The 15,238-nt window shown below is 62.1% G+C and carries 18 protein-coding genes; 10 read left to right on the top strand and 8 right to left on the bottom strand.

What is annotated here, in order from left to right; genetic code table 11:
• The first annotated feature begins 275 nt into the window (after nt 1-275).
• The 4 genes from J2W46_RS22185 (at nt 276) to J2W46_RS22170 (ending at nt 2,910) form a co-directional block, all read left to right on the top strand.
• Nucleotides 276-629 carry a YciI family protein gene (locus tag J2W46_RS22185; RefSeq protein WP_310356171.1) on the top strand — a complete coding sequence of 118 codons (354 nt, stop codon included), beginning with the start codon at nt 276-278 and terminating at the stop codon, nt 627-629.
• A 151-nt stretch (nt 630-780) separates the two neighbouring features.
• Entirely contained in the window at nt 781-1,194 is a 414-nt protein-coding gene (locus J2W46_RS22180) for a YciI family protein (protein WP_020068731.1), read from the top strand.
• A 29-nt stretch (nt 1,195-1,223) separates the two neighbouring features.
• Nucleotides 1,224-1,631: a VOC family protein gene (locus tag J2W46_RS22175; protein WP_310356168.1), complete on the top strand. Its 408-nt coding sequence runs from the start codon at nt 1,224-1,226 to the stop codon at nt 1,629-1,631.
• 4 nt (nt 1,632-1,635) lie between these two features.
• Nucleotides 1,636-2,910, top strand: a complete 1,275-nt coding sequence (locus J2W46_RS22170) for an RNA polymerase sigma factor (protein ID WP_310356166.1) — start codon at nt 1,636-1,638, stop codon at nt 2,908-2,910.
• Between the two features lie 122 nt (nt 2,911-3,032).
• Here J2W46_RS22170 and J2W46_RS22165 read toward each other — a convergent pair whose 3' ends face one another.
• The 3 genes from J2W46_RS22165 to J2W46_RS22155 form a co-directional block, all read right to left on the bottom strand.
• A complete protein-coding gene (locus J2W46_RS22165; RefSeq protein ID WP_027804756.1) occupies nt 3,033-3,650 on the bottom strand; it encodes a LysE family translocator in 618 nt (205 codons plus the stop codon).
• A 12-nt stretch (nt 3,651-3,662) separates the two neighbouring features.
• Nucleotides 3,663-4,241: a DUF4337 domain-containing protein gene (locus tag J2W46_RS22160; RefSeq protein ID WP_088175505.1), complete on the bottom strand. Its 579-nt coding sequence runs from the start codon at nt 4,239-4,241 to the stop codon at nt 3,663-3,665.
• 125 nt (nt 4,242-4,366) lie between these two features.
• The gene (locus tag J2W46_RS22155; protein WP_310356161.1) at nt 4,367-5,311 is read right to left on the bottom strand and encodes an AEC family transporter; all 945 of its coding nucleotides are present in this window, start codon (nt 5,309-5,311) and stop codon (nt 4,367-4,369) included.
• 136 nt (nt 5,312-5,447) lie between these two features.
• Between J2W46_RS22155 and J2W46_RS22150 the strand changes: the two genes are divergently transcribed.
• Complete coding sequence (locus J2W46_RS22150) at nt 5,448-6,314, top strand: LysR family transcriptional regulator (RefSeq protein WP_020068737.1); 867 nt, start codon at nt 5,448-5,450, stop codon at nt 6,312-6,314.
• Between the two features lie 119 nt (nt 6,315-6,433).
• Nucleotides 6,434-6,973 (top strand): GNAT family N-acetyltransferase, encoded by a 540-nt coding sequence (locus tag J2W46_RS22145; RefSeq protein WP_020068738.1) that lies wholly within the window; start codon nt 6,434-6,436, stop codon nt 6,971-6,973.
• Between the two features lie 39 nt (nt 6,974-7,012).
• Here J2W46_RS22145 and J2W46_RS22140 read toward each other — a convergent pair whose 3' ends face one another.
• Nucleotides 7,013-7,750 carry a GNAT family N-acetyltransferase gene (locus J2W46_RS22140; RefSeq protein WP_310356157.1) on the bottom strand — a complete coding sequence of 246 codons (738 nt, stop codon included), beginning with the start codon at nt 7,748-7,750 and terminating at the stop codon, nt 7,013-7,015.
• Between the two features lie 118 nt (nt 7,751-7,868).
• Between J2W46_RS22140 and pdxR the strand changes: the two genes are divergently transcribed.
• The 3 genes from pdxR to J2W46_RS22125 all read left to right on the top strand — a co-directional run bounded on the left by pdxR (nt 7,869) and on the right by J2W46_RS22125 (nt 10,645).
• A complete protein-coding gene (gene pdxR / locus J2W46_RS22135; RefSeq protein ID WP_204523282.1) occupies nt 7,869-9,380 on the top strand; it encodes a MocR-like pyridoxine biosynthesis transcription factor PdxR in 1,512 nt (503 codons plus the stop codon).
• A 200-nt stretch (nt 9,381-9,580) separates the two neighbouring features.
• Entirely contained in the window at nt 9,581-9,979 is a 399-nt protein-coding gene (locus J2W46_RS22130; RefSeq protein ID WP_165572601.1) for a hypothetical protein, read from the top strand.
• A gap of 66 nt (nt 9,980-10,045) precedes the next feature.
• On the top strand, nt 10,046-10,645 hold the full coding sequence (locus tag J2W46_RS22125) for a flavin reductase family protein (RefSeq protein WP_088175512.1): 600 nt from the start codon (nt 10,046-10,048) through the stop codon (nt 10,643-10,645).
• Here the strand turns inward: J2W46_RS22125 and J2W46_RS22120 are convergent.
• The 4 genes from J2W46_RS22120 to J2W46_RS22105 all read right to left on the bottom strand — a co-directional run bounded on the left by J2W46_RS22120 (nt 10,552) and on the right by J2W46_RS22105 (nt 14,266).
• Nucleotides 10,552-11,079, bottom strand: coding sequence for a GNAT family N-acetyltransferase (locus J2W46_RS22120; protein ID WP_310356148.1), 528 nt, complete (start codon nt 11,077-11,079; stop codon nt 10,552-10,554). The two genes, J2W46_RS22125 and J2W46_RS22120, sit on opposite strands and share 94 nt — an antisense overlap.
• Before the next feature lie 147 nt (nt 11,080-11,226).
• The gene (locus J2W46_RS22115) at nt 11,227-11,676 is read right to left on the bottom strand and encodes a DUF488 domain-containing protein (protein WP_456307033.1); all 450 of its coding nucleotides are present in this window, start codon (nt 11,674-11,676) and stop codon (nt 11,227-11,229) included.
• Between the two features lie 65 nt (nt 11,677-11,741).
• Nucleotides 11,742-12,575 (bottom strand): AraC family transcriptional regulator, encoded by an 834-nt coding sequence (locus J2W46_RS22110; protein WP_310356146.1) that lies wholly within the window; start codon nt 12,573-12,575, stop codon nt 11,742-11,744.
• A 179-nt stretch (nt 12,576-12,754) separates the two neighbouring features.
• On the bottom strand, nt 12,755-14,266 hold the full coding sequence (locus J2W46_RS22105) for a DHA2 family efflux MFS transporter permease subunit (protein WP_288826875.1): 1,512 nt from the start codon (nt 14,264-14,266) through the stop codon (nt 12,755-12,757).
• Nucleotides 14,267-14,956: 690 nt separating this feature from the next.
• On the opposite strand from J2W46_RS22105, the gene J2W46_RS22100 reads away from it, so the two are divergent.
• Nucleotides 14,957-15,217 (top strand): hypothetical protein, encoded by a 261-nt coding sequence (locus tag J2W46_RS22100; RefSeq protein WP_027804758.1) that lies wholly within the window; start codon nt 14,957-14,959, stop codon nt 15,215-15,217.
• Nucleotides 15,218-15,238 lie beyond the last annotated feature (21 nt).

The raw sequence follows: 15,238 nt of genomic DNA, 5'->3' as shown, positions 1-15,238 counted from the left end.
CACACTTTAACGGCCGTTTAAATAGCGGCTGATGGTGCGTTGGGAGAATACTTCAAATCGACGCAAGCGTGCCGTGTCGCAAAAGTGAATCCGCAAAGCGTTGAAGCTTACGAGTCTCCGTAAAAGCGCGTGCTAGCCGCCGATTAGTCCGCGGTTCAGGCTTACCGGAACGATCCGCGCTTGCTAGACTGGTTTTCCGCGCTCATCCCAAGCGCATTTTTCTTCCGCCATACGACTGCCGGGCGCCTGTCCGCAGCTCACTCATTGGAGACGCCATGTCTTATATGCTGCTGATTGTCGAGCCCACGGAACAGCGCATCGAGCGCGGCGAGGCGAAAGGCCGTGAAGTCTACGATCAGATGGTGCGTTTCGCCGCTGACCTGAAGGAGCGCGGCAAATTGCTCGCTGTGGAATCGCTCACGTCTTCCCGCGACGCTGTGCGGGTGCAGGTGCGCGACGGGCAGCCGAAACTGGTCGACGGACCCTTCGCAGAAGCAAAGGAAATGGTCGGCGGCTTTTTCCTCCTCGATTGCGACTCGCGCGAGGAAGCGGTGGCCATTGCGCAAGCCTGTCCGGCGGCGACCTGGTGCACCGTCGAGGTACGCAAGCTCGGCCCCTGCTTCGCCTAGGCTAGCTCCGGCTGTTTGCTCGGGGTTTTCACCAGGCGCCCGAGCTGTCTGTCGAATCGCTCGTGCATTGCTCGTCGTGTGAGTAAGAGCAGGCCAACGCGCCACGCTCAACGAGACATCCTCGAACCTCACGACGAAAGGAGTAACCGCGATGCGATTCATGATTCTGGTGAAGGCGACTGCCGCGAGCGAAGCCGGCGAAATGCCAGAAGCGTCCTTAATGGCCGCGATGGGCGCGTACCACGAAGAACTCGCCAAGGCAGGTGTGCTGCTGGACGCCACGGGCTTGCAGCCCAGTTCGAAAGGATGGCGCGTTCGCTACAGCGGCGGTCAGCGCTCGGTGATCGACGGTCCGTTTGCTGAGACAAAGGAACTGGTCGCCGGCTACACGCTGATCCAGGTGCGTTCGCGTGAAGAAGCGATGGAATGGGCGCGGCGTTTTCCCGCGCCGTTCGGCGAACAGGCAGACGGTGAAATCGAGGTGCGGCAACTCTACGAACTCGATGACTTCGAGCCGAGCGCGGAACTCGAGCGCTTTCGTGAACTGGAAGCGGGCCGCCGCTGATCCCACGCCAATCGATTACTGGACTCATCATGCACAAGCAGATCTTCGTCAATCTCGCGGTCGATAAACTCGATCGGTCAAAGGCATTCTTCAGCGCACTCGGTTTTAATTTCGATCCGCGATTCACCAACGATCAGGCGGCGTGTTTGACCCTCGGTGAAAATCTTTACGCGATGCTGCTGGTCAAAGACCTGTTCAAGTCCTTCACGCGCAAGTCGCTTTGCGATCCGAAGGAAAGCACGGAAGCGCTCGTAGGCCTGTCATGCGACAGTCGAGGCGAGGTCGATGCGCTCGTTGCCAAAGCGCTCGCTGCGGGCGGCACCGCGCCGCGTGCGCCGCAGGACTACGGCTTCATGTACGGCCACGGTTTCGAAGACATCGACGGGCATATCTGGGAGCTGATCTACATGGACCCCAACGCGAAGGCGCCGGGTTGAGCCTGTGACGAAACCGGCCACTCACCGTGCCATCGAGGCAGTCTGGCGGATCGAGTCCGCCAAGGTCATCGCCTACGTCGCGCGAATGGTGCGCGACGTCGGGCTCGCCGAAGAACTGGCGCAAGACGCGCTCGTGTCGGCGCTCGAACATTGGCCCGACGCGGGCGTGCCCGACAATCCTGGAGCGTGGCTGATGGCGACCGCAAAGAACCGCGCCCTCGACCGCTTGCGGCAGGAAGCGTTGCACGCGCGCAAACGCGAAGAGCTGGGCCACGACCTGGACGCGCTCGAGGCGCATGTCGTGCCGGATTTCGTCGATGCGCTCGACGCCGCGCGTGCCGACGATATCGGTGACGATTTGCTGCGGCTCGTCTTCACCGCATGCCATCCGGTGTTGTCCACCGACGCGCGCGTCGCGCTCACGCTGCGTTTGCTAGGCGGCCTGACGACGGACGAGATCGCCCGCGCTTTTCTTGTCCCGGAACCGACCGTCGCACAGCGCATTGTCCGCGCGAAGCGGACGCTGTCGGCCGCGAAAGTGCCGTTCGAGGTGCCGCAGGCGGAAGCGCGTGCGCCGAGGCTCGCGTCGGTGCTGCAGGTGATCTATCTGATCTTCAACGAAGGCTATTCGGCGACGGCCGGAGACGACTGGATGCGCCCCGCGCTCTGCGAAGAAGCGCTGCGGCTCGGGCGCGTGCTCAGCGGTCTCGTGCCTGACGAAAGTGAAGTGCACGGCCTTGTCGCGTTGATGGAAATTCAGGCGTCGCGTACGCATGCGCGCACCGATGCACAAGGGCGCCCCGTTCTGTTGCTCGATCAGGACCGAAGCCGTTGGGACCCGCTTTTGATCCGTCGCGGGCTGGCCGCGCTCAACACCGCGCACGCGCTTGGCGGCGCGAGCGGGCCATACGCGCTACAAGCCGCGCTAGCCGCGTGTCATGCCCGTGCGCACCGGGCCGAAGACACCGATTGGGCGCAGATCGTTGCGCTATACGACGCGCTTGCGCAGGTGGCGCCGTCGTCGGTTGTCGAATTGAACCGCGCGGTTGCGGTGGGTATGGCCTTCGGACCGGCGGCAGGCCTGGAGATTGTCGATGCGCTCGCGGCAAATGCGGCGCTCGCCAACTATCATTGGCTTCCGAGCGTGCGCGGGGATCTGCTTGCGAAACTCGGTCGCATGGATGAAGCGCGCGCGGACTTCGAACGTGCTGCCGCGATGACGCGCAACGCACGCGAGCGCGAGTTGTTGCTCGAACGCGCGCGTGCGGTGATGCAGTAGGCTGCCGAAGTTTGTGCGCATAAACCGGGCATAGCCACGGCACTGCGCGCGATCGTGCGCCGACGACGGCATTATTCTCCCAGGCGCTGCGGGAAGCATCACCGAAAGCGCCATGGAACCTGCTAGCGGATCAACTGACGCACGCCCAACGCGATGATCAGGCCGCCGCACACCCGGTCGACCCATGCCTTGCTGCGCCGGTACGCGGACGCGATGCGCGCGTGCGACAACGTCAGCGCAACGAAGCCATACCAGCTGCTTGCCACGACGAACACCATGCCCAGCATCGCGACGAAAGTGCCGACGCTCTCATGCGGCGGCGCCGCCGATGAAAACACGGCGGCAAAAAACGCGACCGATTTTGGATTCGCGATATTCGTCGCGAAGCCTTGAGCGAATGCCTGGCGGACGCTGCCGCCGGGCGCCTGCGCATTCGGTTGCGGGTTGCCTGCGGAAGCCTTGAAGATCAGACGTCCACCGAACCAGATCAGATAAGCGGCGCCGGCCACTTTAACGGCGAAGGCCAGCCACGGAAACGCTGCGAACACAATGCCGACGCCGAGAATCGCGCAACTCGCCCAGAACAGATTGACGAGCACAATGCCCGCCACCACCGCCAGTGCTTCGGTGCGTGTAGCGGAGGCCGCCTTATGCGCGACCGCAACGAAGTTCGGACCGGGAATCACAACGCCGGCCACATACACGGATAACACACCTAGAACGGCCGAACTATCTACCACGCGAAGCTCCGATCAAGCAGAGAAAAAGGCCATTGCACCGGTCGCGACGCCCGCTGCCGCGACCACGAACGACACATTGCGCAACCATTTCTTGCGCGTGAGCAGCGTGATCGCGCACAGAGCGATGGCAACCTGAATCAGCGTAGTCGCCTGCGCCCAGCGATGATGGCCATGCAGCAGCGCCTCGCTCTTCGCGTCATTGTCGAGCACCTCTTTTTCTATCGCTTCAGCCTTTGCGCGGATCGGCTCTTTTTGCTGCTTGTACTTGTCGACATCCGCGAGAAATTTTGCATGCTCGTCAGAACTGGCGACCGACAGCGCCGCGCCCAGCTCCGCGAGGTTCTGCTTTTCGCCCTTGGCCTGGTAATAGTTCCATTGGTTCGACGCTTCGGTCTTTTTGATCGCGGCTTCGTTCTTGTAGTACAGCGCGAGGTTTTCGCTGTTTCCGCTTTGGTACGCGCACAACGCGCCAATCGTCGCGAGGACTGCCGTTATCACGGCCATGCGGCTCCCGAAAGAGTCCGCGTCGTGGTGGCCGGCGTGCTGCACCGCGTGGTCGTGTGGACCATGCACTTCATACTCTTCAGGCATCAAATTCTCCGAGGCAAACTCTTTTGTCGTATCCAGGCGTCGCGCGGACCCGGGGCCTCAATCTTAGCGCGTGACGTCACGACGATGGAGAAGCATGCTTTCTGCGAGCGCCTCGTTGTTCCGATTCAGGCGCGATGACCCATCCAAAGTAGCAGGAGCGACAGCGTCACGACAGAACCCACGGTCGATAAAAGAATTGTGCGCGACGTGATCTGCGCTTCGCGCTCATAGAACTCGGCCAGCATGAACGGGCCGGTGCCAGTGGGCAGCGCTGCGAGCACGACCGCCATTTCGACCAGCGCGGGCGGGAGCCGGAAGACGCGCGCGGCGAGCCACCATGTAAGCGCCGGCTGCACGACCAGCTTGACGAGCGTCAGCAGCAACGCAATGCCCCGTGTACCCGATTCGGACGGACGCTTTTCGGCGAGAAACAAGCCGAGGCTGACCAGTGCACAAGGACTGGCCGCATCGCTCAGTAACTTGAGGAACGTCTCCGCGCTCGGCGGCATGGCCACGTGCAGACCGGCAAACAGCGCGCCCGCGATCGGCGACACGATCAACGGGTTGCGCGCCAGCGAACGTAGCACTTTCAAGCCAAGCTTGTGCGGTGTGCGTTCGGTCTGCAAGCCGATTTCGATCAACACGATGGCGCCTGCAAACAGCACACAGGCGACGAGAATTGTCGCGATCGTGGTGGGTGTCAGGCTCGCCTGGCCGAACGCGATCATGCCGAGCGGAAAGCCGATGTAGCCGGTGTTCGGATATGACGCGGCAATCGCGTCGACGCTTGCATCCGCGAGATGGCGGCCGCTCAGTAGCCGCATGACGAGAATCACAGCAAAGATGCCAGCGCATGCAATCGAAAACGTGACGACAAACGCCGGCTGGTACAGCTGCTCCCATGTGGCGCGCGCCATGGTGTCGAACAGCAGCGCGGGCAACGCGAGCCAGACCACGAAGCGATTGAGTTCCGACGCCGAGTTCGGCCCGAGCACGCCGCGTCGCCGACAGGCAAAGCCCGCGAATATGAGGCCGAAAACGGGAAGCAGGATCTCGAGAGTGGCTAACATCGGTGGGAAACGCGCGAGCTATACGGCGTGTAGGAGGGCAACCCGTCAGCGTAGTGACTTGCGTTGATACAATCAAATACCGTTTTTTACGCTCGACGATACCTTTTATGCATCGTCGCTTGACTCAGGTGGACACGTGATCGACATCAAGCCGCTGCGCTATTTCGTGACGCTTGCCGAGACGCGCCATTTCGGGCGGGCGGCGGCGCGCCTGAACTTGTCACAGCCCCCGTTGAGCCGTCAACTGGCGGCGCTGGAAGCGAGCCTCGGCGTGATGCTTGTCGAGCGCAGCCCGCGCAGCGTCACGCTGACCGCCGCGGGCGAGCGCTTTTACGCGGATGCAAAGGCGATTCTCGCGTCGGTCGAACAGGCGGTGAGCAATGCGCAGGCAGCGGCGTCGGGCGACGCGGGCAAGCTCGCGATTGGCTTCACGATGTGCGCCGCCTATAACGTCGTGCCCGGCTATGCGCGGGCGTTCGGCGCGGCGTACCCCGAGGTCGCGCTGAATCTGCGCGAAGTGGTGTCGAACGACCTGGCGGCGCAGGTGGTGGCTGGGCACATCGACGCCGCCATCATGTTTCCTCACGTGCCCGATAAGGGACTCGCCACGCGCACCATCTTGCGCGAGCCGCTGTGCGTCGCGTTATCCCGAGGTCACCCGCGGGCTCGCGCCCGGCGGCTCAAGATCGCGCAACTAGCCGGCGAGCCGTTCGTGCTGGCATCCGCGGAAGTGGCGCCCACGTTACGCGCGACGATTCTCGATCATTGCCGCTCAGGCGGCTTTGAACCGGACATTCGCTTTGAAGTGCAGCTGCAACAGACCGTGTTGAGCCTTGTCGATGAAGGCGTGGGCGTTGCACTCGTGCCCGCGTCCATGCGCAAGGCCCAGCTTGCGGGCGTGGTGTTCAAGCCGCTGGTGGACGCGCCGTTGATCGAGCAGGTGCTGGCCTGGTCGCCGGCGAACCGGAATCCGTGTCTGGCGCGGTTCCTGGAGTTGGCTTGAGTTCGAAGTACGCAAGTGCGAACGCAAGTGCAAACGCAAGCGCAATTTTTTTCAGCGAGGAATCTGCGATCATCGAAAGCACGCGCCTTAGCTAACCTTGCCTTTCCGCTGATCTTTCAATGCCGACACAGCCGCCTGTTCTCACCACTGCCCGCCTGATCCTACGCGCCCACACCCGCGACGACTTCCTCGACAGCCACGCGATGTGGTCCGATCCGGAGGTGATCCGGTATATCGGCGGCAAGCCTTCCACACGCGAAGAAGTCTGGGCGCGTTTGCTGCGCTACGCCGGTCATTGGACGATGCTCGGCTACGGATATTGGGTCGTCCGCGAGAAAGACAGCGGGCGTTTCATTGGCGAAGTGGGCTTGGCCGATTATCAGCGCGATATCGAGCCCTCGCTGGCGGGCACGCCGGAAATGGGCTGGGCTTTGAGCCCTGCACTGCATGGCCACGGCTATGCGACGGAAGCCGTGCGTGCCGTGTTGGATTGGGCAGACGAAAGATGGCCAGACGCAGAGACCGCTTGCATCATTGCGCCGGAGAATGAAGCTTCGCTGCGGGTCGCGCACAAGGTCGGCTATCGCGAGCACCTTCGCACCATATACAAGGGGCAGCCGACCATCATGCTTCGGCGCGCACCTCGTGCGGCGAAATAAGCCAGCGCGAAGCTGGCTTATTCACCCTTAGATAGGCCGTCACTGACCTTCGTGAGACGCTGCTCTTTGTCGCGCGATGAGATCCGCTAGCCGCTCGACTTGCCGGCCTTCGGCGTCGAAGTTCGAGTTGTCGAGCCAACGTGTGTAGCTCGGACGCAGCGCAGGCCATTCGCTGTCGATAACTGAAAACCATGCGGTGTCGCGGCTGCGCTGACGATAAACAATCGCCTGGCGGAAGATTCCCTCGAAGCTAAAGCCATAGCGCAACGCCGCAGCGCGCGACGGCTCGTTCAGCGAATCGCACTTCCACTCGAAACGCCGGTAGCCAAGCTCGTCGAACACGTATTGCATGAGCAGAAACATGGCTTCGGTCGCCACGCGCGTTCTCTTAAGACGCGGCGAATAGGTGACATGCCCCACTTCGATCACGCCGTTAGCGGGATCGATGCGCATCAGCGCCAGCGTGCCGACCGCCTTCCCGCTTGCGGCGTCGATCACTGCGTAGTGCAGCGGATCAGCCGACGCCGCGATGCGCGTCAGATGCTCACGATAGGCGTCGACGGTTTCGAACGGGCCTATTGCGAGATACGTCCAGTCGCGGGCGTCAGGTGCCGAGCGGTAGGCGTCGAAGAGATCCGCCGCGTGAGCTTCGACGTTGACCGGTTCGATCCGGCAATAGCGGCCGGCTAGCGGCGTCCGCGCGGGCGGCTTCGCGCCGTTCCAGTCGGGCAGCGGCGCTCCGATCGGTTGTTCGAACGCGTTACGTCGGGGTTCCATGTCTGCACTCCTGGCGTCTGGGGTTAATCATTGGTCACAAAGAACATGATGAACGATACGGCAATCGTGGTATGTTAAAAAGATCCACAAGAACCGTATCTGATAGGTCCAGCCGTCCATGATCGAGATTATTGGCCCGCTTGCTCACACAGCCGCGAACCGCGGGCTCGCGGCTGGCGCCGGTATCGGCGACGCGCAGAAGCCCGCGCCGCTGCAGAAGCAGTTGATCGAGCGTTTGCAGCAGGCGATTCTCGGCGGGCGCTTGCCAGCCGGATCGCTGCTGCCGTCGTCGCGACTGCTTTCGGCGGAAATGGGCGTGTCGCGCAACACCGTGGTCATTGCATATGAACACCTGGCGGCAGTCGGTTATGTGGTGGCGGACAAGAAGGGCACGCGCGTAAGCCCGCTGTCGAGCCGCGCCGCGCGTGGCGAGCCGCCCGCACGATCTGCCCCGCCGAAAGTGGCCTACGCGGCCCGCGTCGGCCAGTTCACGGCGACGCGCACGCCTGTGGATGCTGCGTTGCCGCTCACGCCCGGCACACCGGCGCTGGATCGCTTCCCGTTGGCCGCATGGCGGCGCGCGCTGGAGCGTTCGATGGAGCGCGCGTTGCCGCTCGCGCTTGGCTACGGGACGCCAGCGGGTGAGCCGGCGTTGCGCGACGCCATTGCCGCGCATTTGCGGATGGCGCGCGGGGTGCGCTGCGAAGGCTCGCAGGTAGTGATCACCGAAGGCGCGCAGGAGGCGCTGAACCTTTGCGTGCGCCTTTTCACGAATCCCGGCGATGTCGCGTGGATCGAGGACCCCGGTTATCGCGGCGCGAAGGCGGCGTTCAACCAGGGCGATCTGGCAACGGTGCCCATGCCCGTCGACGCGGAAGGCATGTGCGTGCCGTCCGGCGCCTGGCGCGCGCATCCGCCGAAACTGATCTATACGTCGCCCGCGCACCAGTATCCGACGGGCGCGGTGTTGTCGGTAGCGCGGCGGCTGGAATTGATCGCCGAGGCGCGCCGCTGCGGCGCGTGGGTGATCGAAGACGATTACGACGGCGAATTTCGCTACGCCGGGGAACCGATTGCGAGCATGCAGGGGCTCGTCGACGACGCGCCGGTTCTCTACGTCGGCTCGTTCAGCAAGACGATGTTTCCGGCGCTGCGGATCGGCTTCGTCGTGTTGCCGCAGGCGATTGCCGCGCACGTCGAGGGAGCCTTGTGTGAAATGCTGCGTGGCGGGCATCGGCTGGAACAGCTTGCGCTCGCGCATTTCATGGAGAGCGGCGAATTCGGGCGGCATCTTGGCCGCATGCGACGGCTGTATCGTGAGCGGCAGCAGGCACTGCGCGAAGCGCTTAGCGAACACTTCGCGTCGTCGGAGATATTGGGCGGCGATTGCGGCATGCATTTGACACTTCGTATGCCGCCGGGCATCGACGATCAGGCGCTTATCCCACGCGCACTCGCGAATGGGCTAAGTCCGCGTGCGCTGTCCGGATTCGCGCTCGAGCCGCACGCCGGCACGAACGGCCTTGTGATCGGCTATGGCAATACCTCCGCGGAGGAACTCGCACCGGCCGTGCGGACCCTGTCCGAGCTTGCTGCCGGCATGGAAAAACCGCGTCGGCGCCGGGCCTGAGTTTTAGCGTTTGTCCGCGCGGCCCATGTCGCGCTATCGTGTCGTTTATGCGTGGCGGTTGCGACGAGGCGATATCGACGGAGCGCCCGCATCATGTTCCGCGCGCCGTCTGGTGCGCGTCGCCGGACGGCTGCGCAGTCCGGGCATGAAGCATCCCTTTGGTGTGGTTTTCTATGACGATTTATCCGATTGGAGATGACATGAAGGAAATCGAACCGACCCCGTGGTTTGAACTGGCCGCTGACTTGCCCGCGCGCGACGGCTGGTACGAGGTGCAATTGGCGAGCGGGGACACGGCATTTGCCAAATTCGGCAAGGGCGAGTGGACCGAGAAGCCGGACGATGAGTTCACGCACTGGCGCGGGCTTTCCGCCGATCCATCGCAGGCGGGTGAGGGCGCAGAAGACGAGGCCAAAGCAGTGACCGACGGGGACGAAGCCGCCGGTGATGCCGACGCCAAAGGCGCAGACGAACACATCGACGCCGAGGCCACCGCGGCGAACGGCGTACGAGCCGCATGGAACGCGTTCTTCCCGGGGCTCGGCGAAGAGCAGCACAAACCGGTGGACGCCGTTCCCAACGGAAAAGCGCCGCATTGATGCATGCGAGGGCGGCGGCTCATGGGTTGCCGCCCTGACAGATCAGACCTTCGGGCAAAACAAAGCATGAAAGTTACGCGGGAACCGGTGGCATTGCCACGCGCCACGCAGTTACTCAATCATGGACCGGTCACCATTATCACGAGCGCGCACGAGGGCCGCTCGAACGTCATGGCGGCTTCATGGGCGATGCCGCTCGACTTCGATCCGCCGAAGGTAGTGGTCGTGGTGGACAGCCGCACGCTGACCCGGCAATTGATCGAAGCAAGCGGTGTGTTCGGTCTGCAATTGCCGAGCCGTAAGTTCGCCGCGCAGACGCTTGCCGTGGGCACCAACGCGGGGCTGGAACTCGACAAGTTTTCGGCCTTCGAACTCGAAACGTTCTCTGCGGAAAAAATCGACGTGCCGATGCTGGCCGGCTGCATCACGTGGATGGAATGCAAGGTGATTCCCGACGATAGCCAGCGGCACGATCTGATTATCGGCGAAGTGGTGGCCGCCTACGCCGACAGCCGTGTGTACTCGAACAACCGTTGGCATTTCGGCGACGATCCCGATCTTCGCACCTGCCATTACGTCGCCGGCGGGACGTTTTTCGCCACGGGCGACGCGTTCGAAGTTTCACCTTCGGCAAATGCTCTGAGCGCGTCGCCGGCGAGCCGGTAACGAACCCATTCGCTTTGGGCGCTCGCGCCGATCGATTCATAGAAGCCGATTGCGGGCGCATTCCAGTCGAGCACGCTCCATTCGAAGCGGCCACAGCCGGTCTCGCATGCAATGCGCGCGAGGTGGCGCAGCATCTGTTTGCCGGCGCCGCTGCCGCGCGATTTCGGCGATACGTACAGGTCTTCCAGATACAGGCCTTTTTTGCCGAGCCATGTCGAGTAGGAGAAGAAATAGACGCAAAAGCCGATCGGCTCGCCGTTCATTTCGCAGATCAGCGCGGTGGCCGTGGCTGCGGGGGAGAAGAGGCTCGCTTCGATGTCTTGCACGGTGGCGACGACTTCGTGCTCAGCCTTTTCGTATATCGCGAGTTCGGTGATGAAGTTGAGGATGAGCGGGGCGTCGGCGGCGGTGGCGGGGCGGATCTGGATGGTCAAGGGTGGGTTCTGTTGTTGCGTTGAATGATCGAGTGTCGGAGCCTGATGCGCATGTAGCACGTCGGGTAGGCTAGCGCTCCTTTAGCTTGAACAGCGAGCATAGCAGTGACTGCGCCGAGGTTCCATGCACTGAACTCGTGACGGTGCTTAGTAAAGATGAGAGATCTTCAGCCTGTTGCTCCATCGCGAGTTCAGGTACTCAACTGCGAGGCGGCGGTGGCACTGGTGGGGTTTGTCCTCACTGCATAGCAAGCATCCGCGATCGAACAGCGCGATATCCAGATTGCTTTCCACGCGCCGTTTGGCGATTAGCTCTGTGTATGCGTCAGCATAACTGTCCCACGTCATCTCTTTGTCCTGATACCGCCGCAGCATGCCTTTCTCCGGAGCCAGGTCTCCTAGCTCGACAAAGTCAGCGCCCAGCAGCTCAGACAGAAAAAATTTCAGATCCGCCTTCTTTGCGAAGCCGGCCAGCTGAGATGTATTGTTCAGACGGACGTCAAGCAGTGTTCGCACACCAGCTCCGCGCAGCAAGCTGAAAAACTTCTCCGCGGTCTTGTTCGTGAATCCAATCGTTGAAACGTCGATGTTCGTCACTTGCCTGGCGTCCTCGCTGCGTCATGTCCGGTGAGGTCATGCGTAATTCTGGGAATCAACTTAGATCACCCCTTCAAAGGCAACCATATCTCAAACCCGCCCATTCCAGTAACCGGATCAAACTTCTCGTCATAGCGCTCGAAGTTGGGCGCATCGGCGGGAAGGTGTCCCGACGCCGGCAGCCACTTGTTCCAGATTGTGTTCCAGGTGCGCCGCACCGTCGACACATGCTCGCGATGACTGAACACCGCATACCTGTTCGCCGCAATGCGCAAACGACTGAACTCGCCGGGCAATGAAGCGAAGTCGCTGACTTCCACGCCGCACAGGTAGTCGATGTTGCCGGCGTCGTCCGCGTTGTAGCAGACGCCATACGCGACGTTGCCCACCTGGCCCGGCACTTTGCCGAAATACGCGTTAAAGCGTTGCCATTGCGATGGAATCGCGGCTGCGCTCTCGCACGTATAGCGCGCGCTCAGACCCGCGACGAGAAGCGCCCTGCCGTCCTCAAAGCGCGGCGGCTCCAGATGCGTAAGAAGGGTTTCGTCCATTTTGATCGGCTCCACGATGACAAGATTGTCGAGATGACCACGCGCGCGCAGCGCCTCGGGCGTGAGCCCGAATTGCTCGCGAAACGCGCGCGTGAATGCTTCGTGAGAACCGTAGCCAGCGTCGATAGCAACCGTCAGTATGTCCGGCGCACCATTCGCGAGTCGCCGCGCGGCCTCGCTCAAGCGACGCCCGCGCACGTAGCGCATGACCGGCGCGCCGGTCGCTGCTTCGAAAGCACGCGCAAGATGAAAGCGCGACACGCATGCACAGTGCGCGATGTCGTCGAGCGTGAGTTCGTCGGCAAAGTGGCTTTCGATAAACCACAGCGCTTTTCCAACCGGATTCATAGCAGCTCTCATGTCAGCATGAAACCAGCATAGCCAGCCGCAGACGCGGGCATTTGATCGCGCTTGCGGTTTCGCAATCGATGCAAACGACTACTCGACGCAGGCTGGGTGACCGATGCCACGAGCGCGTGCAAAGCGACCAGTCCACACTAGCAGCCAGCGCCGCGCGCGCATGTCGATCAGACGTTCTCCGTCGCCGCCGTATTGCCCGTGGGACGAGGCCGCCCGGCGGCGGACGCGCCGTGTGCTTCCTCCGCATCCGTATGCGTAGCGGCGTCCGCACCGCCTGGCCGTCCCGCGCGCAACATCACACCGCCGATCGCGCCTGCCGCCGCCGCGAAAATGGCGCCGAAGGCAAACGCCACGTGATAGCCGCTGTTGAGCGCGGCGAGCGCGTTTTGCGTCGCCAGCAAGTCACCGCTGCGTGCGGCCGCGAGACTCGCGAGTACCGCGAGGCCGAGTGCGCCGCCCATCATGAACGACGTATTGACGATGCCCGACGCGAGTCCCGAGTCGGCGGGATCGACGTCGCTCATTGCGGCGAGCAGCATCGGATTGAAGGCGATCCCCGCGCCGAAGCCGAGCAGCATCATGCCCGGCAGCACATCGAGCACGAAGCTGCCGCCCACAGGTGCGCGCGCGAACAGCGCGAGCCCGCACGCGGCAACAAGCAGGCCCACCGCGAGAGGAATACGCAAACCGAAGCGCATCACCACACGCGCCGACAGGCCCAGCGAGAAGAACGCCATGATGAGATTGGCGGGCAAAAATGCGAGCCCGACTTGCAGCGGTCGATAGCCAAGCACGCGCTGCAAGTAAAGCGCGGAAATGAAGAACCACGCGAACATCGCGGCTGCCCACAGTACGCCGACGACATTCGCGGTGGCCACGTTACGCAGACGGAACAGTCCGAGCGGCATCAACGGATGTTGAACGCGTGATTCGATGATGAGAAACGCCGCAAGCAACGCGAGCGCAACGAGCAGCAAGCCAAGCGTTTGACCCGAAGTCCAGCCGGCTTCATTGCCGTTGACCACTGCGTACACGGCTAGCATCAGCGAAACGGTGACCGTGACCGCGCCGGCCACGTCGAGCCGCTCGCCGTGCGCATGACCCCGCGCGGAAGGCAGCAGCGCGACGCACAACGCGTACACGGCAACGCCGATCGGCAGATTGACGAGAAAGATCCAATGCCAGCTGAGCAGATTGGTCAGCAGACCGCCGAGCAACACGCCGATGCTGCCGCCGCCCGCGCAGACGAAGCCATAGACGCCCATCGCCTTCGCACGTTCGCCGGGCTCGGTGAACAGATTCATGATGAGCGACAGCGACACCGCGGACACGATAGCGCCGCCCAACCCTTGTACGGCGCGCGCGCACACGAGCAAAATCTGCGAGTTAGCGAGGCCGCACGCGAGGGATGCCACGGTGAACAGCGTGATGCCGCCGAGAAACAGTCTGCGATGACCGTACAGATCGCCGAGCCGTCCGCCCAACAACAAACAGCCGCCGAAGGTCAGCATGTACGCGTTGACGACCCACACGAGCGACGTTTCCGTGAAGCCGAGATCCGCAGCGATGGACGGCAATGCGACGTTCACGATTGTCGTGTCCAGCACGATCATCAGCACACCGAGGCACAGCACGATCAGCGCGAGCCAGCGTTTGTTGCCGTGAATGGAATGGGTCATGCGAGGGCTCCTGTGCCGCAGTCGTTTGATATTGCCGGCGGCTTCGAGCATAGGTGGGCCGTTTCAATGCGATGCCGGACGGGCCCACGGCCCGGCGCGATGTTGATCAAGCAATTGGCAAGTTGTCGGGGGCGAGGGGTTTTTCAGTTTAGCACCCGTGAGTTTTGCGTCACAACTACGAATTCCTGGGCGGGTGGAATTTCGTTGATGTCCAAGCTGCCTTGAGACGGACTCAGACGCAAGTCGCCGATTCTGCAATTTTTCCTAACGCTGCCGGGAATCACGACAGGTACGCAGGCAACTTCTCACGCAGGGAAGGGACGAATGGCGGGCTGGTTTCAATCGAGTGCAAGCTGACCGTAGTCTTAAGAGTTGTCGGATGTAAAGATATTCAAATCTCCTTAACAGTTGCTACGTCGACACCGGCCATAACAATCCAGGCCTAGTGCCGGACTTGTCGGCTTCTGCTAAGCGGTCGGCGCTTTATAGTGCGCTGTTCGCGGCCGGAGGCGACGGCGGGGGGACGGTTAAATGTAGTGGGAGAGAAGCTCATGAAAGCGGGTGCTCCGCGCAGTATGATGCTCACATGTCAATGTGCAATGCGATAGCGCCGTACATGGGAGGAGCGCGAGCCATCGCTCTATGCAAGCAAAAGGCATTTCAAATCTATCAAGAGTGTAGAGGTTATTAATGGCTAACCATCCACCATATTCTGTAGGTCTGACCTACCTCGAAGACCGTCAAGAGTTCTCCTTACAGGCCATTGATCGAGCCAAACTAACGTCTGTCGTGGCAGGCTCGCTCGAAATTCCTGTTCTGCTCGACGAGCACAAATTTAACCTTGACGATGCATTCGCGCGACGGCTCGGTGCGGCAATGCTGGCCCTGATCGCACTTGGTCAACCCGCTATCGAGCAATACATGAACATCACCAAAGATCCAATCGAATAGCCGCAAGTAGCCGCGAATAGG

This window comes from Paraburkholderia strydomiana (genome assembly GCF_031456815.1).
Taxonomy (GTDB): domain Bacteria; phylum Pseudomonadota; class Gammaproteobacteria; order Burkholderiales; family Burkholderiaceae; genus Paraburkholderia; species Paraburkholderia caledonica.
The sequence above is the reverse complement of the archived record's forward strand: the minus strand, read 5'-3'. Positions and strand labels throughout refer to the sequence as shown.

Bases quoted from the DNA above. Each gene is read 5' to 3' on its own strand.
- J2W46_RS22185 (WP_310356171.1), top strand. From the start codon at position 276: ATGTCTTATATGCTGCTGATTGTCGAGCCCACGGAACAGCGCATCGAG.
- J2W46_RS22180 (WP_020068731.1), top strand. From the start codon at position 781: ATGCGATTCATGATTCTGGTGAAGGCGACTGCCGCGAGCGAAGCCGGC.
- J2W46_RS22175 (WP_310356168.1), top strand. From the start codon at position 1,224: ATGCACAAGCAGATCTTCGTCAATCTCGCGGTCGATAAACTCGATCGG.
- J2W46_RS22160 (WP_088175505.1), bottom strand. From the start codon at position 4,241: ATGCCTGAAGAGTATGAAGTGCATGGTCCACACGACCACGCGGTGCAG.
- J2W46_RS22155 (WP_310356161.1), bottom strand. From the start codon at position 5,311: ATGTTAGCCACTCTCGAGATCCTGCTTCCCGTTTTCGGCCTCATATTC.
- J2W46_RS22145 (WP_020068738.1), top strand. From the start codon at position 6,434: ATGCCGACACAGCCGCCTGTTCTCACCACTGCCCGCCTGATCCTACGC.
- J2W46_RS22140 (WP_310356157.1), bottom strand. From the start codon at position 7,750: ATGGAACCCCGACGTAACGCGTTCGAACAACCGATCGGAGCGCCGCTG.
- pdxR (WP_204523282.1), top strand. From the start codon at position 7,869: ATGATCGAGATTATTGGCCCGCTTGCTCACACAGCCGCGAACCGCGGG.
- J2W46_RS22130 (WP_165572601.1), top strand. From the start codon at position 9,581: ATGAAGGAAATCGAACCGACCCCGTGGTTTGAACTGGCCGCTGACTTG.
- J2W46_RS22125 (WP_088175512.1), top strand. From the start codon at position 10,046: ATGAAAGTTACGCGGGAACCGGTGGCATTGCCACGCGCCACGCAGTTA.
- J2W46_RS22110 (WP_310356146.1), bottom strand. From the start codon at position 12,575: ATGAATCCGGTTGGAAAAGCGCTGTGGTTTATCGAAAGCCACTTTGCC.
- J2W46_RS22105 (WP_288826875.1), bottom strand. From the start codon at position 14,266: ATGACCCATTCCATTCACGGCAACAAACGCTGGCTCGCGCTGATCGTG.
- J2W46_RS22100 (WP_027804758.1), top strand. From the start codon at position 14,957: ATGGCTAACCATCCACCATATTCTGTAGGTCTGACCTACCTCGAAGAC.